This is a genomic window from Flavobacterium phragmitis, from assembly GCF_900112575.1.
Lineage (GTDB): Bacteria > Bacteroidota > Bacteroidia > Flavobacteriales > Flavobacteriaceae > Flavobacterium > Flavobacterium phragmitis.
In genome coordinates, this window is sequence record NZ_FOMH01000005.1 from 174,969 (window position 1) to 198,868 (window position 23,900).

A 23,900-nucleotide genomic window follows, 5' to 3' on the forward strand; every position below is an offset into this window, starting at 1 on the left:
AATGTGCTGTTAAAGGGAAAGTAATTTTTCTCCAGCTTGTTTTCTTATTTCTTCAAAAAATAAAGTGAATTCTTCTTCAAAATCATCATAAAACTCATTTAATTCCTCTACAGCATACTGCATTTTAGAAATGTTTTTAGAACGGCGATCCATTTGAGTCAGAATTTGATGTATTCCTTCTGTAGTGCGATAACTTAAAAGCCAGTTTCTTTCAATCATATAAGGCATTAAGCCCTGTGTTTTTTCAGTCAAAATACCATAATTGTCATGTAATGAATTGTAAAATCGACTAATAAAGCTTTCTAATTTTTCATCAGAATAATTGGTCCAGTTTTTTGCCAGAAAATGATCGTAAACAATATCTACAATTACTCCGGCATAATGATGGTATCTATCATGCAGTCGTTTGGTGCTTTTTCTGAAAATATCATGAGAATCGGTATAAGTATCAATGAATCGGTGCAGTAAAATCCCTTTTTGCACGTCTTCGGGAAAATGTTCAAATTGTTTGCCGCGAATTCCATCGGCCATAAAATTCCCTATTTTAATCAAATCATTTTCTCCAGAAAGATATATATGGGCTAAGAAATTCATTTTTTCTATAATTGCTGAGAATCTTAGTGGCTAAGTTTCCGAGTTGTTTTAGTAAATGTATAAAAACTTTTTCAAATCATTTTGTTATAAAAACAACACAATGAAAGTGCTTTCTTATAAGTTAAATTTAAAATCTTAGAAACTTAGGACCTTAGTAACTCGGTAACTTTTTTATATTTGTAAAAAAATAACCCTAACTCACAAAAATGACTTTAATAAAATCTATTTCTGGAATCCGTGGGACGATCGGAGGAAAAGTAGGAGATAATTTGACTCCTGTAGATGCTGTGAAGTTTGCTTCGGCATACGGAACTTTCTTAAAAAACAATATTGCTAAAGATAAATTGACAGTTGTAATTGGTCGCGATGCCAGAATTTCTGGCCCGATGATTCACAATCTGGTTGTAAATACTTTAATTGGTTTAGGAATAAATGTAATTGATCTTGGACTTTCTACAACGCCAACTGTGGAAGTGGCTGTTCCTTTAGAAAAAGCTGATGGAGGCATTATCTTAACAGCTTCTCATAATCCAAAACAATGGAATGCTTTAAAATTATTAAATGCAAAAGGTGAATTCTTAAGCGGTGCTGATGGCGCTAAAATTTTGGAAATTGCTGAAGCAGAAGCTTTCGATTTTTCTGATGTGGATAGTTTAGGCGAAATTATTTCGAATGATGCTTACATGGACATTCATATCGACGAGGTTTTAAATTTACCTTTAGTGGATATTGAAGTTGTTAAAGAAGCTAAATTTAAAGTGGTTGTTGATGGTGTAAATTCTTCAGGAGGAATTATTATTCCAAAATTGCTAAAACAAATGGGAGTGGAAGTAGTAGAATTGTACTGTGAGCCAAACGGACATTTCCCTCATAATCCAGAACCTTTAAAAGAACACTTAACGGATATTTCTGAATTGGTTGTAAAAGAAAAAGCGGATTTAGGAATTGTGGTGGATCCAGATGTAGATCGTTTAGCTTTCATCAGCGAAGACGGAGAAATGTTTGGCGAAGAATATACATTAGTTGCTGTTGCCGATTATGTTTTGAGTAAAACTCCGGGAAATACAGTTTCTAATATGTCATCTTCTCGTGCATTGCGTGATGTGACTAAAGCGCACAACGGAAACTACGAAGCAAGTGCTGTTGGAGAAGTAAATGTGGTTGAATTAATGAAAAAAAATAACGCTGTAATTGGTGGTGAAGGAAACGGAGGAATTATCTATCCTGAATTGCATTACGGACGTGATAGTCTGGTTGGAGTTGCTTTATTCCTAACACATTTGGCAAACAAAAAAATGTCGGTTGCTGCATTGAGAGCTTCTTATCCAGAATATTATATGAGTAAAAATAAAATTGAATTGACTCCTCAGATTGATGTCGATGCCATTTTAACTCAAATGACAGAGAAATATAAAAACGAAGATATCTCGACAATCGACGGTGTAAAAATTGATTTTGCTACAGAATGGGTTCATTTAAGAAAATCAAATACAGAACCAATTATTCGTATTTACACAGAAGCTCCTTCTCAGGATGAAGCTGATAAATTGGCTCTTCGAATTATTGACGAAATCAAAGTAATCGCTGGAATCTAAGATTTTAGTTCTGAATTACAAAAAGCCTCTTTTTGTCAAAGAGGCTTTTTGTTTTAATCATTGGGGAATTTTAAATTTTAATTTTTCAGTTTTTAATAATTTTAATCGATTTTTCAGTTTTTCCATAAGCCACATTTATAATGTAAACGCCTTTAGGAAGTCTGTCCCCGATTTTAATATCTTGATTGGTAGAATAAGTATCAGATGAGTAAACAGTTTTTCCGTTCATATCAATGACTTTTAATTTTACAGATTCAGTTTCGGTAGATTTTATATGAAGAATTGATTGATTTTTTACAGGATTCGGGTAAATGGTAATACTGTTTTTTTCTAAATCAGAATCTTTTATGCCCAGATTCGCAGCAACTACATCAATGTAATTAAAATTGATATCGTTTGCTTTGAATTTAATTTTCAGATACACTTCGCCTTTTGGTAAAGGAACTCCATTAACAATTTTGTCTGCAAAAGTCTGCCAGTCTCCAGTTGCAGGGAATGTTTCATCTGTTTTGACGGCGATATCATTCACCAAAATATCAAATTTTCCAGTATTTACAGGTGATGCGACTCTGAGAGTCATGTTGTAAGTCCCTGCATCAGGTACATTCAGAATAAATTCGTTCCAGTCTCCTTCATTAATAAAACATACATTTTGTCCAGTATTACCGTCTAATGTTGCTTGCAAGCCTGTTCCTTTTCTTCTATAATGTTTATTACCTGTTATACGGCCAGGAACAGTTATTTTTTTAGCAGTATATGGCACATTAATGTATTCTGTTCCAATTGGCCGCAAAACGCCGCTGGTTGGACTTAATAATTGTCCTTCAAGCATATCGGTCCACGTAGGGTTTACTCTTCCAGAAAACCAAGAATAACGAAAAATGTCAGGATCATTTTCATAACTATTTAAAATTTGTTTCATGAAAGCAGTTTTTTCATCGGCTGTCTGAATAACTCTATTTGCAAATTCTGTAATCCAAAGCGGGCGATTGTATTTTTTTAAAAGCCCCGTAACTCCAATTACAGACGATGCTGTGGCATCGTAGGTATGAAAAGCAATGTAATCTACTTTGCAGTTTGGGCATAATTGAAAAAACTGATTGTGCCAAACGACTGGATCAGAAATATTGCCATAATTGTTTGGCCCATTATAAGCAGGTGAAGCACTTACTATTTCTAAATTTTTTGCGGCTGCAATTTTTTCAATATTTGGCCACGCATTTACAGCCTCCTGAGGTGTTAATCTGGCACCGTCAGTAAAATTAGGTTCGTTAAAGGCAAGCAGGTATTTAGCTCCGGGCTTTATTTTATTGATAAAAGCCTGAACATCAGTATCGCTTATTTTTCCCCATGCCATAGGGACAAATTCAACTCCTAATGATTGGTAGTTTGCATTTAAAGCAGATTCGGGTTCCGGCGACCAGTTATACCACCAAGATATACCAGGTTTCAAAGCCAGCATATCTGCTTCCGAATGATAGCCATAAGCAATTCCTCGTTTTGGACTTTGGGCAGAAACGCAAAAAATGAGAAAAAACAGCAAAACTGTTAAAGGTAATTTTTTGATCATGGATAATGATTTTTTTGTGGTTTTGTTTGATAATTAGAGAAACCCAAATTTATAGGGTTTCTATTTTTTTTGGCCAAAAAAAATCATTACAAAAACACATCAAAATTGTTTTGTTGACTGTTTTTTATTAGTTACGGGGGGGGGGTAAAATAGAAATTCCGAAAAACAATTTTGCTTTTCGGAATTTTTTAGTCAATTATTCAATTCTATGCTTCCATCTTTTATGCGTCCATAAATAAAATTCTGGTTTCGCAAGAATTTGTTTTTCAACCTCTTTCAAGTACATTTCAGTAATTTCGAAATCTTTAAAGTCTTTTGGATTATCGGCAAGAGATAAAAAAGTAGCTTCATAAAATCCTCTTTTCACTTTTTCGACTTTTACCATAATTACTGCTAAATCGTATTTTTTTGCCAGCATTTCCGCGCCGGTATGAACAGGAACTTCAATTCCCATAAATTTCATGGAATGAAAAATTCTGTCAAGTTTAGGTGATTGATCACTAGCCAAACCATACATGCTTAATACTCCATTGCGCTGGTTTTGAGCCATGGTTGGAATTGCTTTTCTGGTTTCAATCATTTCTGTATTGTATTTTGAACGGATTTTTCGAACTAATTTATCAAAATACGGATTGGCAAGTTTTTTATAAACTGCAACTCCTTGAAATCCAAGTTTAGGATTTATAGTTAAAAGCCATTCGTAACTGGCGTAATGCGAAGCTACGAGAATTACACTTTTTCCTTTTTTTGCATAATCCAAAACCAAATCGATGTTGGTTACATGAAATCTTCTTTCCATTTCTTCAGGAGACATACTCATGGTTTTAACCATCTCCAAAAACATATCGCACATGTGTTTGTAGAATTTCTTTTCAATGTCTTTTCTTTCAGCATCGCTTAAATGTGGTAAAGTCAATGCCAGATTTTCGCGAACCACTTTTTTACGATATCCAATAACTCTGTAAATCAGAAAATAGACGAAATCTGAGAAGAAGTAAAATATTGGGAAAGGTAATATAGAGATTAGCCACAGTAATGGATAGGCCAGAATATAAACAAGAAACTGCATGTAATTTTTTTTTGACAAAGATAAATTAAAAATGATTAGCGATTGATATTTTGCTTTCGTGCTAACTTATCTTTAAGAATGATTATATTTACAATTCACAATAATTTTGATTTATGAATATCATTTTAGCAGGAATTATAGTTGCCAACGCTGTTATTAGTTATAAAGGATTTAATGATCTTTCTTTTTTTAGAAAGTACGAATTTCATGTAGGAAGCATTCGTTCGGGTGAACAGTTTAGAATGCTTTCTTCTGGTTTTCTGCATGTTGATATGCTACATTTAATTTTCAATATGCTGACACTCTATTTTTTTGCTCCCGTCGTATTGGATTGGCTCGGAACTTTTTCTTTCGTTCTGATTTATTTTGGGAGTTTGATTTTCGGAAGCCTTTTGACGATGCTTTTCCATAAAAATGACTACAGCTATCGTGCCGTTGGAGCTTCAGGCGCGGTAACTGGTGTTTTGTATTCTGCAATATTGTTAAGACCTGACATGATGCTCGGAATATTTTTTGTCATTCCGATGCCAGCCTATATTTTCGGAATTTTATATTTATTGTATTCCATTTACGGAATGAAAGCTAAAAATGATAATATTGGCCATACAGCTCACTTTGGTGGTGCTATAGGTGGTTATGTGATAACTTTGATAAAAGAACCTTCTTTATTTGCCGATCAAACTTTGATGGTAATTCTGCTTGCAATTCCAATTGTAATCCTTTTTGGGATGGCAAAAATGGGAAAATTATAATGCTGGCATAACTTTTGGAAAGCCTTTACTAAATATTAAAATTTAACAAAAATGAAAAAACTAGTATTATTTTTAACAATTATGTTTATGACTATGTCTTACGGCCAGGAAATCAAACAAATACCTCTAATCAATGTAAACGGGGAAGGAAAAGTAAAAGTAGCACCTGATCAAGTTTGTATTTCAGCTACGGTTGAAACAAAAGGGAATAATGCTAAAGACGTTAAAAAACAGAATGACGAAAAGATCGATGCTGTTTTAAAATTCATCAAAAAAATGAATATCCCAACGGCAGATTTCAAAACAAAGCAAGTTGCTCTAAATCCGCAATACGATTATGAGAAAAAGAAAACTTCTTACAATGCTACACAAACGGTAGAAATTGTAGTAAAAGATTTGTCTAAATATGATGAATTAATGGAAGGTTTGGTACAGCAAGGAATTAATCGTATCGATAGAGTTTCCTTTGAATCTTCTAAATTAGCACAATATCAGTCGGAAGCTAGAAAATTAGCAATGAAAGATGCGAAAGTAAAAGCTGAGGAATACGTATCTGTTCTAGGACAGAAAGTGGGTAAAGCATTTACGATTTCAGACAATTCACAAGTTTATCATCCACAGCCGGTTTATGCAGCGATGAGAATGAAAGAAGCAGATTCAATGGGAGCTTCAAACGAAACTTTAGCCATTGGAGAAATCGAAATTACCGCCAATGTTAGTGTAAGTTTTGTTTTAGACTAAACGACATAAAAAATTCCAATATTTAAAAAATCCAAATTCCAAATTTTCTGGGATTTGGATTTTTTTTTGAATGACTTTTTTGCAAACGACAAGAAAAGAGTCCTGATTTTGTACTAAGATGAAATTCAGGACTTTTATATTTATTGTTTAACGAATTTGAAATTTTTAGTGGCTTTTCCTGCCGTCGAAACTTTTACCATATAAACTCCTTTAGCTAGACCATTTATTGGTATTTCTGAGCTAATTTCGTCTTCTACAAAGATTGTTTTTTTCAATAATACTTTGCCTCCGGTATCATAAACAGAAACAGTAGATTCGCTATTAACCGGATTCTCAAATTTTATCCTGAAAGCATTTGAAGCTGGATTTGGAAAAATATAATTAGTTGAAGCTATTGCCCAATTGTAATTAGGAGCACTTAAGGTTGAAGTGTCATAGATAGCATACAAAGCCGCATCAGCTTGTGGAAGTTGTACACTTAATGCACTTTGTATAGTGCTGGTCGTGCCAGAGAATAATTCTTTTACATTATAATTTCCGGAACTTAATCCAAGACGACTTAAATTGATAGTATTGTTAGTTGTTGCATTAGTATAATTAAATACCGCTATGTAAGTAACATTATCTTTTGTTGCCGAAAATATGTTAGCAGCATTATATCCAGTATTTCCATCAGCAGGGAGAAAATGCATTTCGTTTCGAGCAGTATTAAGCACGTCATTATTTTGTAAAAGAGTCTGAGCTTTTGTTTTCCATGCGCCGGCTACAGAAAAATCGTCACCACTTGTAACTGTTCCTGTTACCACGCTGCTTAATAATCGTGCACGATTTTCACCTAAAGAAGCATTACCAAAAACAACATGATCGGCATCCAGATAATCATAAATCTGATTTTGCCACCATCCGTAAGTTGTACTATTTAAAGTATAGTCAGTATCGCTAATGCTTGCATACGCATCGCAGGCAATACGTCGAACATGTACAAAAGGACCTGTTGAGAGATTAGGAGAAATAGCAGCCTGAACCAACATTGTTCCGTTTATTTCATCTATTAAATATTTCATGCCTTCCTGATAGGCTTCCATACCGGTGTGGATTTGGTAATTGACAAAACTATCAGCTTCGATGCTGGCATGCGTCAGAAAATCAATTTTTACCATTTCAAATCCAGCTGTTTTAAAACGATTTATAAAATATCGTATTCTGGCTTTTGTTCCAGGACTTGTCGGATCCATTGCATAAGCACCATCAAGCTCAAAAGGATTTCCATTTACCATAGTCCAGCATTGATTGTATTGATAGGAACTTCCTTCGACTTGACGATTGTATTTACCCCAATCTACAAAAGGAGCCCAGTAAATACCAGCTTTGAAACCTTTGCTTTTCGCATAAGTAACAAATTGTGCAAGTTCAGCATCACTCATATTGTCCCAATAGGAATCTAGATCTATAAACAATGTATTGTCTTCGGTTTTGAACGCTGGGCAGTCATCGTGGAAAAAATCTACTACTGATTTGGCTTTAGTTAGATTAATGCTGGTTTGCATAGCCCCCCAGCTGTTCCATCCAATAGGTTTTGGAGCAGTCCAGTCAAAAATATATTTTGGTTGCATTACAGCATTAGCTTGTGCAAATTCCTCAAGACCAACTCGCCAGTCGTCGTTGGCACTAATTATTATTTTTGGTGAAGGACAGCTCGTTTGTCCTACGTTTACCCAGCCATGACCTCTTGTGTCTCTTGTAACTTCTTTTTTTGTCCATCCTGCAATAACAGAAACGTAAGCAGATGATGCGCCTCCACCATTAACTGTAATGCCCGTTTTCCATTTTGTATGTTCAACAGAACCAATAGCCAAACCTTTACGATTAGTGTTGTTGTAAATACTGGTAACTTCAGAAGCAGTAAAGTCTGAAGAATTAAGTGGATTAGCATTATAACGAATCCATGCATCATTGTCATAAGGTACAAATAAAGCTCTGGTGTCCCCACTGCCAAAATTTGGAGTTACTTCATAACTTGTTAAAGGAGACATTTTGTAACAATTAGAGCCATTTCCGGTAAGCACAACTTGTACTGCAAGATAATTTTTATTGCTATAAGTATAAAATATCTGTTGCATTCCCAAACTATAATTGCCACTTAACGTAAAAATATGTTTAGTACCGCTTCCAATATTATCTGTAAATGATTCTGAAGTATAGACAGCTGTTCCAAAATTATTGCTGACATATTGTTGGTCACTGTTAGCGTAAGCAGAGGCGTTGGCAATTACAGTATTTCCATTGAATTTAATACTGTACGTTTTAGTACCTAAATTGTAAACGATACTATTATTGCCAAATGAAATAGTTTGAAGATTAGAAGAGTTAATTGGACTTAAAACGAACTTATCCAGATTGGGAGCCCAGGAATTGGGATTGTCCCAAAGCAGAGTAGTGGTACCACTATTTAAATAGACGCTTAAATTTTTAGAAGCCGCTGTACTCCATCCGCCGCTTGGATCACAAGGAATTGCTATTGCGTTTGCAGAACCGGCTGTTAAACGAATAGTTCGGGGATCGCCGGTACAATAAAATAATTGAAGATTGTACCATCCGGTAGAAGCTACAGTAACATTGACTGATACACTGCTGTTTCCGCCCAGATTACCAACAATTTTTCCGGAACAGGAATCGCAGTTCTGAATGTCGGCATTGTTGGTACGGGTGCCGTTTTCAAATTCATAAGTTTGGGCCGAACCATAAACCGCCATTAAGAGCAGTAAAGCAGTAAAGATCCGTCTAATTGATAATTTTTCATTTGTAATTTTTTCTTGCATAATAATTTAGGTTTAGATAGTTAAAATGCAGTACTATTCTATACTGTGCTACAATGATAAGAAAAATACCGATATATTGTTAAAAAAGAGAGGTTTTTTATTTTGGCTGACTATTAAAAACACTATTCTTAAATTTTAACAGGTATTCAGCTTAGAAAATTAATTTGGTGATCTTTTGAGTATTTAAAGTATCGGAGTAAACCTGAAATCTAGAACAATTAGATTTTTTTTTTGAAATAATAGGATAATGTTTAAAGCTTTTAATTTGATGTTATAAGGCAATTATATAAAAATTGAATAGAATTAACATATGATATTTAGAGTGAAAATTTTATGGATTCAATACTTTATATTACCAACTGATTTGGTTGTAGATGCCTTATTATGAGTACCAAACAGAGTTGTGTTTTACTATTAAGGTTTAATTGTAGAGCTTCTTTAACTAATAGAATGTTTTATTTTTTTTTTTGAAGTGCTTGCGAAGTAAATTATAATTTGTATCATTGTAGTATAGAATAGTATAATAACAGAAAAACATATTGAATGAAACCCTATCCTTTTTCTAGAAATAAACTGTTTTCATCCCTTTTTTTGATGAGCATTTTTTGCATTTCAGCTTTTGCACAAAAGACTATTAAAATGAACTTTGGTAAAAACGGAATCATTACTTACGATTCAAAACAAAAAACAGTTGCAGTTAGTCAATCTGGTAAAATTGTATTTAGCGGAGCAAAAGCTTCTGTTATAGTTAACGGAAAAACCATAACGACAGATTCATATCCGGATGCTGTTTTTGCAAAACAAACCATAAAAGATGATTTAGGAAATGGAATTAAATATACCTTGACTTATAAGGATAAAAATAATCCAACCTTGATTCAAAGTTTTTATACTTATAGTAATAGGACATATTTTATCACACAAATTGAAATTTTAAGCAACGGACAAACAATCGCGACTAATTGTATTGCTCCACTAGCTTTAGGAAAAGCCAGTTTTGATAAAATTGAAAATCTGCATACCGTTTTTATTCCTTATGATAATGATGCTTTTATAAGTTATAATTCTAAGAAACTTGATACTATTTCGCAAAATACTAGTGCAGAAGTTGGAATTATATTCAATAACAATTCAAGAAACGGTTTTATTGTAGGTTCGCTTGAACATACCGTTTGGAAAAGCGCTGTTAAAACAATCAATAAAAATAAAGAAGCACAATTTTCGGCTTGGGCTGGATTTTCAGAAAAAGAAATAACTAGAGATAGTATTGCGCACGGAATAATAAAAGGTGAAAAAGTTTTGTCTCCTAAATTCTTCGTTGGATATTATTCTGATTGGAGAGAGGGAATGGAAGAATATGCAAAAACAAATCGTATTGTAGAGAAACCTTTTGTTTTTACTTGGGATAAACCAACTCCAGTTGGCTGGAATAGCTGGGGCGTTTTGATGGAGAAAATTAATTTTGAGAATACGACTAAGGTTGTCGACTTTTTTGCCAAATCAATTCCGCAGTTTAGAGTTGGAGATACGGCTTATATTGATTTGGATTCTTTTTGGGATAATATGGTTAAAGGCGGATTTACTGGAGATTTCAGCAAGTTGAAAGAGTTTGCCGATTATTGCAAAAGCAGAGGCTTAGAACCTGGAGCATATTGGGCGCCGTTTACAGACTGGGGCTGGAAAGACGGACCCAATCGTAAAGCCGAAGGAAGCGATTATACTTTTGGAGAAATGTGGACAAAAACTGGAGATACTTATTTTGATTTTGACGGTGCACGCGCTATCGATCCAACACATCCGGGAACTTTAAAACGTGTTGATTATGTGATCAATAAATTGAAAGCCTGCGGTTTTAAAATGATTAAAATTGACTTTTTAGGTCATGCCACCGCAGAATCAACTTCATTTTACGATAAAAACATTACTACAGGAATGCAGGCTTACCAAGTAGGAATGGAACATTTAGTAAAAGCATTAGACGGACAAATGCTAATTTATGCTGCAATTTCTCCTAATATGGCTACAGGCCGTTATGCACACGTTCGCCGTATTGCATGCGACGCTTGGAAAACAATCGAACAGACACAATATACTTTAAACAGTGTGAATTACGGTTGGTGGCAAACGTATTTGTATGATTATATAGATGCAGACCATGTTGTTTTTGCAGATGTTACAGAAGGCGAGAATCGTGCGAGATTAATTTCGGCTGTCATTACAGGAACATTAATTACAGGAGACGATTACAGCAAAGAAGGAATCTGGAGCAAACGTGCAAAAGAATGGCTTCAAAATCAAGAATTGCTAAAAATTGTTGCCAATGGAGTAGCTTTCCGCCCAGTAGAAGGGAATACTGGAAAACTAACAACTGAAGTTTTCGAACAAAAAATAGGAAATGATTGGTATGTGGCGGTTTTAAATTATGGTGCAGCAGCTAAAAATTTTGCTCTGCCATTAGAAAGATTAGGTGTTAAGAATGGTAAGTATAAATTGCAAAATCTTTTTACAGCCGAAACTGTTGAGATAAAAAACAACAGTATTGATTTAAATCTTGGTGCTAAAGATGCTGGTTTATTTAAAATAGTAAAACGTTAATTTACAGGTTTATGAGAAAATATTTTTTTAAGAAATCGGCTTTAGTATTTAGCTTATTTATTCTTTCCTCAAACGTAATAAACGCAACGGTTTCATTGCCATCTTTTATTACGGATAATATGGTTTTGCAGCAAAAAAGTACTGTTCCGTTTTGGGGAGAAAGCGATAAAAAATCAGTGTCTATTACAACTTCTTGGGATAAAAAGACTTATAAAGCCAATGTTATAAATGGTAAATGGAATGTAGTTTTAAAAACGCCCGTTTATGGTGGCCCTTATACTATTGCAATAAATGACGGAGATTTAAAAACACTGCAAAATGTTTTAATTGGCGATGTGTGGCTATGTTCTGGACAAAGTAATATGGAAATGCCTTTGGAAGGCTGGGGAAAAATCGATAATTATAAAGAAGAAATTGCTAATGCCGATTATCCTCAAATACGATTATTACAAGCCGAACATATCGAAAGCACTTTACCTCTAAATACACTAAAAGTGCAACACGATGGGTGGAATGTATGCAGTCCTAAAACTATTGCCGATTTTAGTGCGACAGCTTATTTTTTTGCCAGAAAAATTTATAAAGAAAAAAAGATTCCCATTGGATTGATTCATTCTTCTTGGGGCGGAACATTAATTGAAGCTTGGACAAGTTCTGGAGCGTTAAGCACAATCCATGATTTTGATGTTCAGATTGAAGCGATGAAATCTGAAACCAATGCTGCCGCATTATTACAAAAATATAATGCTGACATGGGAGATTGGGAAATGAAAGTGAGAGGTGCAGATGAAGGATTTGAGACAGGAAAAGTGATTTGGGCAGCACCGAATTTTGATGATACTTCATGGAAAACAATGAAAGTGCCTTCTTTCTTTGACAGCAACGGATTAGGGAATTTTGATGGTGTAGTCTGGTTTAGAAAAAAAGTAAATATTTCAGATACTGGTAAAGATTTTACTCTGAATTATTTCGCTGATGATGACGATATAATTTGGTTTAATGGGAATTATATTGGAGAAACCAGAGGTTATAATGTAGAACGCCATTATACTATTCCAGCCAAATATTTAAAGAAAGGTGAAAACCTAATAACAATAAGAGTTTTTGACGGAGCAGGAAATGGAGGTATTTATGGCGATGAAAATATCACTTTAAAATCGGATAAAGAGACTATTTCATTGACCGGAGATTGGAAATATGTTATTGGTGTCGACAGTAAAGATTTACCTGGAAAACCGTATTTGGCACAAGGACAAAACCGACCAAGCGCCATTTACAATGCCATGATTGCGCCTTTGTTAGATTATAAAATAAAAGGAGTAATATGGTATCAAGGCGAGAGTAATGCCGAACGAGCACATCAATATCAAAAGTTAATGCCACTCTTGATAAACGACTGGCGAGATAAATTTAAAGACAAAAATCTTCCGTTTTTCTTTGTGCAGCTAGCCAATTACAAACAGCAGAAAGAACAGCCCGGAGATTCTGATTGGGCAGAATTAAGAGAAGCACAATTTATGGCTTTAAAAGTTCCCAATACAGGAATGGCTGTGACAACTGATATTGGTAATGTAGAAGACATTCACCCAAAAAACAAACAAGACGTTGGCGCACGCTTGGCGAATATTGCTTTAGCAAAAGTGTATAATACCAAAATTGATTATTCGGGACCTCTTTATAAATCATATAAAATTGTGCATAACAGCATTATTCTGGATTTTGATTTTAATGAGGGAATTAAAGCTAACGAAGATTCATTAAAAGGATTTTCAATCGCAGGATCAAACCAGAAGTTTTATTGGGCAGAAGCAAAAATAGTTGATGGAAAAGTAGTTGTTTATGCTCAGGAAGTTCCAAACCCTGTGGCTGTAAGATACAATTGGGCAGACAATCCAGAAGGAAACTTAACCAATGCATCAGGATTACCAGCATCATCATTTAGAACCGATAATTGGAAAGGAATTACAGAAGGAAAAAAATAAAAAATAACATATAATAAAATGAAAAAACAAAGTATCAATTTAAGGCAGTCTTTTGCGATAGCATTTTTTATTCTCACGAGTTATTGCAGTACAGTAACCGCACAACAGATTATCGCTGTAAAAACAAAAACTAACGCATTAGTTTTACAAGTAACTCCCGGAAAAGAAGTTAACACGATTTATTTGGGCGAAAAACTAGCAAACGATTCTGATTATTCAAAAATACAAAGTCAGTATCGTCAGGGAACAGATTATTCTGGAATTTATAACGCAGCTTATACAGCATCGGGGTCTAAAAATTTATTAGAACCTGCAATTACAGTAACACATGCTGACGGAAACACTTCTTTGGATTTGCTATATGTAAGTCATAAAACGAATACGGTAAGTACAGGAGTTACTCAAACTGAAATTACATTAAAAGATCCTGTATATCCAGTTGAGGTTCATTTGTTTATTCAAGCTTATTACGATACTGATGTGATTGAGCAATGGACAACTATTCAGCACAATGAAAAAGGAAGCATTACTTTAAATAAATATGCATCGGCTAATTTATATTTGAAAGGATACAAAAACTTTTATTTGAATCAATATCATGGAGACTGGGCAAAAGAAATGCAGCCAGAAGAAACTAAAATTACTCACGGAATCAAAACTTTAGATACGAAATTAGGTTCTCGCACCAATTTATTTCAGCCTTCTGTTTTTATGGTTTCTTTAGATAAACCAGCAACTGAAGATGAAGGAAAAGTTTTGTTTGCAGGTTTAGAATGGTCGGGTAATTTTAGAACCGATTTAGAATTAGATCCATTGAACAATCTTCGTGTTATTTCCGGAATCAATAATGCGGCGGCAGCTTACAAATTAGCTAAAAGCGAAGTGTTTACTACGCCTAAATTTTGGTACACTTTATCTTCTAAAGGAAAAGGAACTGCAAGCCGTAATCTGCATGACTGGTCAAGAACTTACAAAATCTTAGGCGGAAAAGAAGATCGTTTGACCTTATTAAACAACTGGGAAGCAACTTATTTTAATTTTGACGAAGAAAAACTTAAAGTTTTAATCGCCGATAGTAAAAAACTAGGCGTTGATCTGTTCTTGTTGGACGATGGCTGGTTTGGAAATACGTATCCTCGTAACAACGATGATGCAGCTTTGGGAGATTGGGATGTCAATAAAAAGAAATTGCCAAACGGAATTGGAACTTTAGTAAAAACGGCCAAAGACAATCAAGTGAAATTCGGAATCTGGATTGAGCCTGAAATGGTAAATCCGGCAAGTGATTTGTATAAAAAACATCCTGATTGGGTTATCAAACAACCCGGAAGAGCAGAACATTATTTCCGTAATCAATTGGTTTTAGATTTGGCAAATCCAAAAGTTCAGGATTTTGTTTATGGAGTGGTAGATAATCTTTTTACTGAAAATCCAGAATTGGCTTATATTAAATGGGATTGTAATGCTGTGATTTATAATGCTTATTCTAATTATTTGAAAGACAAACAGAATAATTTCTACACCGATTATGTAAACGGATTGTACAAAGTGCTGGAACGTATACGCGTAAAATATCCAAAAGTTCCAATGATGCTTTGTTCTGGCGGTGGAGGAAGAGTAGATTATGGTGCTTTGAAATACTTTACAGAATTCTGGCCAAGTGATAACACAGATCCTTTAGAGCGTGTTTACATGCAATGGGAATACTCGTATTTTTATCCAGCGCTTACTATTGCGGCACACGTTACAGACTGGGGAAAACAACCCCTAAAATACCGTACAGATGTTGCTATGATGGGAAAATTAGGTTTTGATATTGTAGTAAAAGATTTAAATGAGAAGGATTTGGCTTTCACTCAGAAAGCAATAAAAAACTATAACGAATTAAGCAATACCATCTGGCAGGGAGACCAATATCGTCTGCAGAATCCTTGGGATAATGATGCCGCTTCTGTAATGTTTGTCAATAAAAATGGTAATGAAGGGGTAGTTTTCAGCTATTCTGTTAACTCTAGATATGAAGCAGGAACTCATCTTCCAATTAAACTAAAAGGATTGCAGGCTGGACAAAACTATAAAGTAGAAGAAATCAATGTATATCCAGATAAAAAACCAGTGGTAGAAACCGCTGTATATTCGGGCGATTTTTTAATGCAGGTTGGGATTAATCCGAATGTTACAGCATCAAACAGCAGTGTTGTTTTAAAAATTACTAAGGCCTAAACTAAATTTCAAACATTAGTATATATTTGTAATACAATATTTTCTAAATAAATACTTATTAAAACGATTTATGAAGCAAATTATTCAGCAAATCAAAAATCTTGAATCTATTAATTCCTTATCCAAACATGAGCAATTGGTTCAAGGAATAATTAATGCAATTGATGAGAAGGTAGTCGTAAAAGGTGATTTACTTCCGTCTGTGAATACTTTTATAAGCGAATTGGGTTTTGCGAGGGAAACCATTGCTAAAGCTTATAAGGAATTGGTACACAGAGGAATTATCGAATCAAAAAACCGATTAGGTTATTTTGTTGCGACAAATGATGTAAAACAGGAATTAAAAGTGGCATTGTTGATATTTGCTTTTGATATTTTCCAGGAAACGTTTTATGAGAATTTTAGAAAAGGATTAGGGAAAAATGTGCAATTGGATATTTTCTTCCATCACAATAATTTTGACACTTTCGAAAATATTGTTCAGAATATAAAAGGTAAATACGGCATGTTTGTTATTGCACCTATTCCAAACAAGAAAACACCAGCTGTTTTAAAACAATTGCCAACAAACAGAGTTTTACTGGTAGACCGTTTTATAGAAACAGATGAAGATTATAATTATGTTGCACAAGAGTTTGGAGATTCGTCTTACAATGCTTTTGTGCAGCTTAAAGATAAAATTAAAAAATACGATGAACTGATATTTTTCTTTAAACCATCATCAGCAGAGCCTAACGAAATTTTAAATTCGTTTAAAAGATTCATGAAGGATTATAATATTAAAGGGGTTATAAAAGAAGAATATGTCGCGGGTTCATTAGAAAAAGGAAAAGTGTATTTTACGATTCACAATCTGGAACTTTGGGAAATGCTGAAAGATTCCAAAATCAAAGGTTTGAAAATTGGTAAAGACATTGGGTTTATTTCCCACAATGATGATATCGTTAAAGAGATTATTTTTGATGGAGTAACCACATTTTCTACAGATTTCGCAGAAATGGGAAAAAGAGCGGCCGATTTTGTTTTAAACCGAAAGAAAACACAAGAGATTATTCCGACCATTCTTATCGATAGAAACTCGTTGTAATTTATGAATGTTTTATCTATTGTTAGTTTTCTGCTAATTACAGGTTTAGTGGCCTTTATTTCGGTACTAAAAACACGAAAAAAAAAGGTACAGACTACCAGTGGACTTTTCTTTGCAGATCACAACAATAATTTCTTTATAGTTGGCGGTGCTTTATTGCTGAGTAATATCAGTGCTAATCAGTTTATAGGCGAAAACGAATCTATTTACACCAATAACATGAGCGTGATGGCATGGGGTGTGAGTTCTGTATTGGCAATGCTGTTGGTGGCGGAGTTTTTTCTTCCAATTTACTTTCGTACTGGAGCAATGACAATTCCCGATTATTTGGGGAAACGTTATGATGAATCGACTAAAAGGCTGGTGTCCATTATATTTCTATGCAGTTATATTGTTAATTTACTTCCAGCTGTTTTATATGGTGGTGCTGTGGCGCTGACTGGAATGTTTAATTTTCTGTATCCGTTAGAATTAAGTTATTGGCAGAATATCTGGGTGATGGTATGGCTAATTGGGCTTACTGGTTGTGCCTATTCCGTCTTGGGTGGTTTGCGTGCCATATCCATTAGTGATACGGTTTTGAGTGTTGGTTTGCTGACGATTGGCATTGCATTTCCATACTTTGGTTTTAAATTTTTAGGAAATGGAGACTTTTTCAAGGGACTTCACACCTTGCTTTCAGAGCATAAAGAACATCTGAATTCAATTGGAGGACCACACGACGAAATTCCGTTAAGTACCATTTTTACAGGAATGTTTATCATGAACCTGTATTATTGGGGAATGGAACAATTTATTGTCCAGCAGGCACTTTCAGCAAAAAGTTTATCACACAGTCAGAAAGGAATGGGATTAGCCTGTTTAGGAAAATTATTGTGCCCTTTTATAATTAATATTCCGGGACTAGTAGGAGTTCATCTTTATAAAAATCTGGAAAATACAGCTGAGGTTTTTCCTTTGGTTATAAAAGATACTTTACCCGGAGTTATGATTGGACTTACAGCGGCTGTTGTTTTAGGAGCGGCAATAAGTACTTTTAATGCAGGACTAAATAGCAGCAGTACTTTATTTGTTTTAAATCTTTACAAACCTTGGTTAGAGAAAAGAAAGAAAGAAGTTACAGAGAAACATTTGGTTTATACTGGCCGTAAATTTGAAATCATTGTTTCGGGTTTAGCCATGTTTGCCGCACCGTTTATAATGTTTAGTAAAGCTGGTTTTTATACCTATCTGCAACAGTTGAGCGGTATGTTTTGCTTGCCTATTTTTACTATTATCCTAATCGGATTTGTATTTAAAAAAGTGCCACCACAGGCAGCAAAATTAGGAATGATCTTTTTTATTCTGAGTTACATTATTTTTAATTATGTGCTTGATATTAAATTACATTATTTGCACATGCTGGCACTTCTTTTTGTGTTAACTTCAATATGCATGCTGTTGGTTTCTAAACTTCATCCAACTTACAATTATACAGAAATCAAGTTGGAAACGGTAGAATTGTCGCCCTGGAAAAATCGTTATTGGTATTTTACAGCTTTAATAATCGGTATGATAAGCATTTTTGTTTTATTCTCGAAATGGGGAATAGCTTAGTGAAGGTGCTGAGGTTCTGAGGAACAAAGGTTCAAAGGTTTATCTTCTGTAGAGACGTACTGTTGTGCGTCTTTTTATATTTAGTATGTAGACCGACAGGTTTTTAAAACCTGTCGGGTCTAATAATAATTTAAGTAAGATAGATTTAAAAGATTTTTAAAGAGGGAACGTGTTACTGTTCGTCTTTTTTTAGTTTGTATTTTGCATAAATTTCCCATGACTATTTCTCCCGATTTTATGTTTATTTTCTTCATTTTTAATTAAATAACACTTCGTTTTTGTCTGAGAATTCTTTGGTTTATCAAATCCTTTATTTTCTTTTTCCTTTTTTATACCCCGTATTTATAGCAAAGCCGAAATAAATCAATAAAAAAAATAGCAAATTCTTAAAACATAAATTTGGATGTAATGAAAATATTTGTATGTTTGCAATGTTGTAGTATAGTATAGTATAAGTCAATTCGTTTTCTCTTATTTTCATGCTCAATAAAGAACAAAAAACTAACTCACTAATTTATTAACTAAAAAACCAAATTATTATGAGAATTGCAATAAGATACTTATGCTTCTTAGTAGTTATGTTGTGTGCCGGTACACTTTACTCACAAACCATAACCGGTAAAGTTACAGATAATGAAAATTTACCTTTACCAGGCGCGACCATTCTGGTAAAAGGTACAAAGAACTCAACGGTAACAGACATTGATGGTAGTTACAAATTGTTAAACGTAAAATCTGGCTCCACTCTGGAATTTACTTTCATAGGATTTAATATGCAAGCAGTAAATGCAAATAAATCTGTAATAAATGTTTCTCTAATTCCAAACACTCAGGAATTGAATGAAGTTGTAATCGTTGGAGCTACAATGAAAAAGGGAGATCTTACGGGGGCTGTCAGCAGTGTTTCTGGTGATAAACTTAGAGAAGTTCCTACTCCAAATGTTGTGCAGGCATTACAAGGACGTGCTTCAGGTGTGTATGTGCAACAAAGTGCTGTCCCTGGTCAGGCGGGTTCAATAAGAATTAGAGGAAATAACTCTCTGAACTTTGGTGGTAACCCGATATTTGTAATTGACGGATTAGTTACTGATGGTAATTTTGAAAACATTAATCCTGACGATATTGCAAGTATGGAAGTTCTTAAAGATGCTTCAGCTACAGCATTATATGGTTCAAGAGCTGCCAATGGGGTAATCGTAATTACAACAAAAAAAGGCTCAAGATCTGGAGAAGCAAAAATACAATATGATACATGGACTGGTGTGTCTGAATTTGCTAGAAATATCCCGCTGATGAATGCCCAGCAGTTATTTGATTTAAGAGTTGATGCTTATGCAAATCGATATATGGATGAACATCCTGGTGCTGATCGTGCAGCTTATATTAATCAAATTAAGTCAGATGGTTCGACTGTATTTGCACCTTATGAATTGGAATCTTACAGAACTGGTAAAAGCTATAATTGGCTAGATCAGGTAACGCGTTCAGGTTTTCAAACCAATCATAATTTAAGTTTTAGCGGAGGAGGAGAAAAAGGAACATACTTTGTAAGTTTCAACTATGTCGATCAAGAAGGACTTCTTAAAAACTCTGATTTTAAAAGATATAATGGGAAAATTAATCTTACGCAAGATTTAAAATCTTGGTTGCAGTTTGGTACTAATACAACTTTTTCAAGAAGCAAGACCAATTACCAAGAAAGTAGTGCGTTTGGTGTAGCATTAGGAGCGAATCCATTATTGCCTATAGATCCTAAGGCTACGTATCTTAGATATGGTGAAGTATTTGATCAAAATCTTTATAATCCGATAAAAAGCCTTGATATCATAAATTCAAGCACACGTAACAGACTTACAAGTAGTAACTTTTTAAGTGCAAAACCAGTAAAAGGGCTTGATATTAGAACGACTCTTTCTGTAGATGTTATAGATCAGGCGAATTTTGATTATGTGCCAAGTTATACTGGACAGTCGCTTAGAAATTCTATGAACGGTGAAGCGCATCACTATAGATATTCACAGTTGAATTATCAATGGGATAATACCGTTACTTACAGTAAAGTTTTTGCTGAAAAGCACGATGTAAGTGTAATGGGAGGATTTTCTGTAATGAGTAATTCAGGTAATAGTACAGATGTAAGAGCTCGCGGATTTGTTAGTGATGACTTGACTTATATGGCATTATCAGGTGCATATCAAAAAGATAATGCACAGTTAGGTTCTAATTTTACAGATTATACCAATCAGTCTTATTTCGCAAGAGCTAATTATACTTTTGATGGTAAATATAATATAACAGGTACAATAAGAAGAGATGGTTCCTCTAAATTTGGACCTAATAACAAATGGGGAACCTTTCCTTCAATAGCGGGAAGTTGGGATATTGCTAAGGAAAATTTCCTTTCCGGATTTGAAAAATTAAGTCAGCTTAAGTTTCGTATAGGTTATGGTATTGTGGGGAATCAAAATGTAGATGCTTACAGATACTTCGCATTATACAATGCACAGGTTAGTAATAATTCAGGAACTTATGTATCTGATAATTATATTGACAATTTTGATCTAAAATGGGAAAAACAAAAACAATTTAATATTGGACTGGATGCTGGTTTCTTTAGAAATAGACTGACAGCAAGTGCTAATTATTTCCATATAAATAATGACGATCTTTTAATGTTGCGTAATATGCCGGTCTCGTCAGGATATAAATATAAGCTGGATAATATTGGTGCAACAACTAATGAGGGTATCGAATTGGAACTTAGCGGTGACATTATTAAAAACAAAGATTTTAGATGGAATGTTTCTGCCAACATATCATCAGCAAAAAACAAGGTTACAAAACTTTATGGAGATGCAACAGAAATATACAGTTTAGGTGGTTATAGTAATAATGAAATTCAGCGTACAGGAAACTTCTTTTTAGGAAAATCGGTTAATACAGTTTATGTGTTCCAATATGATGGTATAGCACAACAGGGAGAAGATCTTAGTAAAGTAAATTATGGAAGCCGAACTGTTCAGGCAGGAGATATTAAAATTAAAGATCGTAATGGAGATGGTGTTATAAACGATCAAGACAGATATGTGGTTGGCGATTTGAATCCTGATTATTATGGAGGTTTTTCTACAGATCTTAATTACAAAGGTTTTGCATTAAATGCAGTATTTGCCTATTCAATAGGCGGTAAGAGACCAAGTGGTACTTACGAAAGCTATATGAATTCAGGAGGAATGAGTGCAGCACATACAGATCTTTTAGATCGTTGGACTCCAACAAACACTAATACAGATGTGCCAAGAGCTTATTATGGAGGAGGAAGATATACTTTAGGAGAAACAGATAAAGCAATACAAGACGCTTCATTCCTAAGATTAAATGCACTTACACTATCGTATACATTACAAGACAAAGTTGCAGAAAGTGTTTTTCTTAAAAATTGCAGGTTTTATGTAACGGGATCGAATCTGTTTATTATTACTAAATACAAAGGTTATGATCCTGAGGGAGGAGATTCTTATCCTTTATCTAGAATGGTAGTTCTAGGATTAAATGTATCTCTTTAATCAAATTAATTCTAAAAATTATTTTTATGAAAGCAAAAATTATAGCCTTTATGGCCCTAACGATATTATCAGCTTCATGTTCTTCAGATTTTTTAGATCAAGAACCAAAAAGTTCTCTTACTGCTGCACAAGCATATGGTAGTTTAGGTAAAATAGAACCTGTTCTTTTAGGAGCGATAACAAATTGGAGAAATATGCAAAAAGACCGTGCTGGACTTTATACTTCTCTAGGTACAGACGAAGCGCAACAAGGAGCTTTGCAGGTAACTGGAGATGCAAACCAAGCGGGGCTAGATTTGTACAATGGTTTCCTAAGTCAGGAGAATCAGGCAATTGGACAATTATGGAATGACAGATGGCCAGTAATTGAAGTAGCGGCGCAATCTATTAGAGCATTAGGAATTAATACCGAAGATGATAGTGCAAAACGCGATCTTTTGATGGGTGAAGCTAGTTTTTTAAGAGCAACATTAATGTTTGAACTTACACAATACTGGGGAGAAATACCGATTAATGATAAAGCAAAATCGGCAGAGTTTGGTTTAAAGCGTCAGCCTTTAGATTTGGTCTATTCTTATATAGTTGCCGATTTGGAAAGAGCAGTAGAAAAACTTCCTGTAAAACAAAGAAATCCTGCATTTCCTGCAAAAGGAGTAGCTCAAGCGCTTTTAGGAAAAGTATATCTATACGCACCAGAAGCATCAGGATACCGTGATTATAACAAAGCAAAAAAATGGTTTGAAGAAGTTATTAAATCTGGAAAATATAGCTTGCTGCCTAATTATGCAGATGTTTTTAGTCCAGATCATGCTAATTCTTCAGAATCTTTATACGAATGGCAGTATAACAACAATTGGCCAGATAACAACCAGATACAATGGCAGACAGGTTCAAGAGTTTTGGCCAATATGGATCAATATGCCTATTTTGGAGGTTACGATCTTATTCTTCCTACTCAATATTGCTATAAAGACAAAACGGCTGGAGGATTATGGGAAGCTGGTGACACACGTAAAAATGCCAGTATCCGTTATGATTTTACTTATAAAGGAGTTACGCCAACACTTCCTGCAGGTTTTGGAGGAGATGAGCTGGATCCGCACATTAAAAAATACGAAGATATTCGTGTAGACGGAAAACAATCATTTTGGAATTCAGGTAAAAATAAAGCGTATATAAGATATTCTGATGTATTGCTTAACTACGCAGAATGTTTAAATGAATTAGGAAGCACAACAGAAGCTGAAAGTTATGTGAATCAGGTTCGAACAAGAGCTTTTGGAGGAACATTGCCAGCAGGAATGGCTTGGAGCGGACTTTCTCAAGCTCAGTTTAGAGATCAGATTCTAGATGAACGTATGCGCGAATTGGCTTTTGAAGGATGGAGAAGAATGGATCTTATTCGTACAGGAAAACTGGTAGAATTGGTTGGCGCTCGCAACAAATGGGCAAAACAAAACGGTACCATTGCAGCATTTCATAACCGTTATCCTATTCCAATTGGAGAGATTAAGCTTAACGATGAGATTGGCCCAGAGGATCAAAATCAGGGCTATTAATATCTAAAAAAAATTCAATAGTAATTTTTATTTTTTTGGTTCATGTGGTTCGGTTAATGCCACAGTTTTGATTTGTAATGCCATTTTGGGTATAGGTAGTAACAGTACTGAGTTCTTCTGTTCGAAAAAGCTTATTCCAAAATGGCATTCTT

14 protein-coding genes are annotated in these 23,900 nt (G+C 34.4%); 10 read left to right on the plus strand and 4 right to left on the minus strand.

Going from position 1 to position 23,900, the window contains the following annotated elements; genetic code table 11:
- Positions 1–9: 9 nt before the first annotated feature.
- Entirely contained in the window at positions 10–594 is a 585-nt protein-coding gene (locus BM289_RS10700) for an acyl carrier protein phosphodiesterase (RefSeq protein WP_091493089.1), read from the minus strand.
- A gap of 206 nt (positions 595–800) precedes the next feature.
- Here BM289_RS10700 and glmM point away from each other — a divergent pair, with 206 nt between their 5' ends.
- Entirely contained in the window at positions 801–2,189 is a 1,389-nt protein-coding gene (gene glmM / locus BM289_RS10705) for a phosphoglucosamine mutase (protein WP_091493091.1), read from the plus strand.
- 85 nt (positions 2,190–2,274) lie between these two features.
- On the opposite strand, the gene BM289_RS10710 is transcribed toward glmM, so the two are convergent.
- Together BM289_RS10710 and BM289_RS10715 are read right to left on the minus strand one after the other, a co-directional pair.
- Positions 2,275–3,759 (minus strand): glycosyl hydrolase, encoded by a 1,485-nt coding sequence (locus BM289_RS10710; RefSeq protein ID WP_091493092.1) that lies wholly within the window; start codon positions 3,757–3,759, stop codon positions 2,275–2,277.
- A 196-nt stretch (positions 3,760–3,955) separates the two neighbouring features.
- A complete protein-coding gene (locus tag BM289_RS10715) occupies positions 3,956–4,828 on the minus strand; it encodes a lysophospholipid acyltransferase family protein (protein WP_091493094.1) in 873 nt (290 codons plus the stop codon).
- A gap of 113 nt (positions 4,829–4,941) precedes the next feature.
- Between BM289_RS10715 and BM289_RS10720 the strand changes: the two genes are divergently transcribed.
- Positions 4,942–5,580, plus strand: coding sequence for a rhomboid family intramembrane serine protease (locus BM289_RS10720; protein WP_091493095.1), 639 nt, complete (start codon positions 4,942–4,944; stop codon positions 5,578–5,580).
- A 51-nt stretch (positions 5,581–5,631) separates the two neighbouring features.
- Positions 5,632–6,321: an SIMPL domain-containing protein gene (locus BM289_RS10725; protein ID WP_091493097.1), complete on the plus strand. Its 690-nt coding sequence runs from the start codon at positions 5,632–5,634 to the stop codon at positions 6,319–6,321.
- A gap of 140 nt (positions 6,322–6,461) precedes the next feature.
- On the opposite strand, the gene BM289_RS10730 is transcribed toward BM289_RS10725, so the two are convergent.
- Entirely contained in the window at positions 6,462–9,140 is a 2,679-nt protein-coding gene (locus BM289_RS10730) for a T9SS type A sorting domain-containing protein (protein WP_167365415.1), read from the minus strand.
- Positions 9,141–9,779: 639 nt separating this feature from the next.
- On the opposite strand from BM289_RS10730, the gene BM289_RS10735 reads away from it, so the two are divergent.
- The 7 genes from BM289_RS10735 (at position 9,780) to BM289_RS10765 (ending at position 23,748) form a co-directional block, all read left to right on the plus strand.
- Positions 9,780–11,735, plus strand: coding sequence for an alpha-galactosidase (locus BM289_RS10735; RefSeq protein ID WP_244165359.1), 1,956 nt, complete (start codon positions 9,780–9,782; stop codon positions 11,733–11,735).
- Between the two features lie 11 nt (positions 11,736–11,746).
- Positions 11,747–13,717 (plus strand): sialate O-acetylesterase, encoded by a 1,971-nt coding sequence (locus BM289_RS10740; RefSeq protein ID WP_091493100.1) that lies wholly within the window; start codon positions 11,747–11,749, stop codon positions 13,715–13,717.
- Between the two features lie 18 nt (positions 13,718–13,735).
- On the plus strand, positions 13,736–15,940 hold the full coding sequence (locus BM289_RS10745) for an alpha-galactosidase (protein ID WP_091493102.1): 2,205 nt from the start codon (positions 13,736–13,738) through the stop codon (positions 15,938–15,940).
- A 70-nt stretch (positions 15,941–16,010) separates the two neighbouring features.
- A complete protein-coding gene (locus BM289_RS10750; protein ID WP_091493103.1) occupies positions 16,011–17,027 on the plus strand; it encodes a GntR family transcriptional regulator in 1,017 nt (338 codons plus the stop codon).
- Positions 17,028–17,030: 3 nt separating this feature from the next.
- Entirely contained in the window at positions 17,031–18,623 is a 1,593-nt protein-coding gene (locus BM289_RS10755) for a solute:sodium symporter family transporter (RefSeq protein ID WP_091493105.1), read from the plus strand.
- Positions 18,624–19,162: 539 nt separating this feature from the next.
- Positions 19,163–22,189, plus strand: a complete 3,027-nt coding sequence (locus BM289_RS10760; protein WP_091493107.1) for a SusC/RagA family TonB-linked outer membrane protein — start codon at positions 19,163–19,165, stop codon at positions 22,187–22,189.
- Between the two features lie 26 nt (positions 22,190–22,215).
- Positions 22,216–23,748 (plus strand): RagB/SusD family nutrient uptake outer membrane protein, encoded by a 1,533-nt coding sequence (locus BM289_RS10765; RefSeq protein WP_091493109.1) that lies wholly within the window; start codon positions 22,216–22,218, stop codon positions 23,746–23,748.
- Positions 23,749–23,900 lie beyond the last annotated feature (152 nt).

Bases quoted from the DNA above. Each gene is read 5' to 3' on its own strand.
- BM289_RS10750 (WP_091493103.1), top strand. From the start codon at position 16,011: ATGAAGCAAATTATTCAGCAAATCAAAAATCTTGAATCTATTAATTCC.
- BM289_RS10720 (WP_091493095.1), top strand. From the start codon at position 4,942: ATGAATATCATTTTAGCAGGAATTATAGTTGCCAACGCTGTTATTAGT.
- BM289_RS10765 (WP_091493109.1), top strand. From the start codon at position 22,216: ATGAAAGCAAAAATTATAGCCTTTATGGCCCTAACGATATTATCAGCT.
- BM289_RS10710 (WP_091493092.1), bottom strand. From the start codon at position 3,759: ATGATCAAAAAATTACCTTTAACAGTTTTGCTGTTTTTTCTCATTTTT.
- glmM (WP_091493091.1), top strand. From the start codon at position 801: ATGACTTTAATAAAATCTATTTCTGGAATCCGTGGGACGATCGGAGGA.
- BM289_RS10735 (WP_244165359.1), top strand. From the start codon at position 9,780: ATGAACTTTGGTAAAAACGGAATCATTACTTACGATTCAAAACAAAAA.
- BM289_RS10715 (WP_091493094.1), bottom strand. From the start codon at position 4,828: ATGCAGTTTCTTGTTTATATTCTGGCCTATCCATTACTGTGGCTAATC.
- BM289_RS10725 (WP_091493097.1), top strand. From the start codon at position 5,632: ATGAAAAAACTAGTATTATTTTTAACAATTATGTTTATGACTATGTCT.
- BM289_RS10760 (WP_091493107.1), top strand. From the start codon at position 19,163: ATGAGAATTGCAATAAGATACTTATGCTTCTTAGTAGTTATGTTGTGT.
- BM289_RS10740 (WP_091493100.1), top strand. From the start codon at position 11,747: ATGAGAAAATATTTTTTTAAGAAATCGGCTTTAGTATTTAGCTTATTT.
- BM289_RS10700 (WP_091493089.1), bottom strand. From the start codon at position 594: ATGAATTTCTTAGCCCATATATATCTTTCTGGAGAAAATGATTTGATT.
- BM289_RS10730 (WP_167365415.1), bottom strand. From the start codon at position 9,140: ATGCAAGAAAAAATTACAAATGAAAAATTATCAATTAGACGGATCTTT.
- BM289_RS10745 (WP_091493102.1), top strand. From the start codon at position 13,736: ATGAAAAAACAAAGTATCAATTTAAGGCAGTCTTTTGCGATAGCATTT.
- BM289_RS10755 (WP_091493105.1), top strand. From the start codon at position 17,031: ATGAATGTTTTATCTATTGTTAGTTTTCTGCTAATTACAGGTTTAGTG.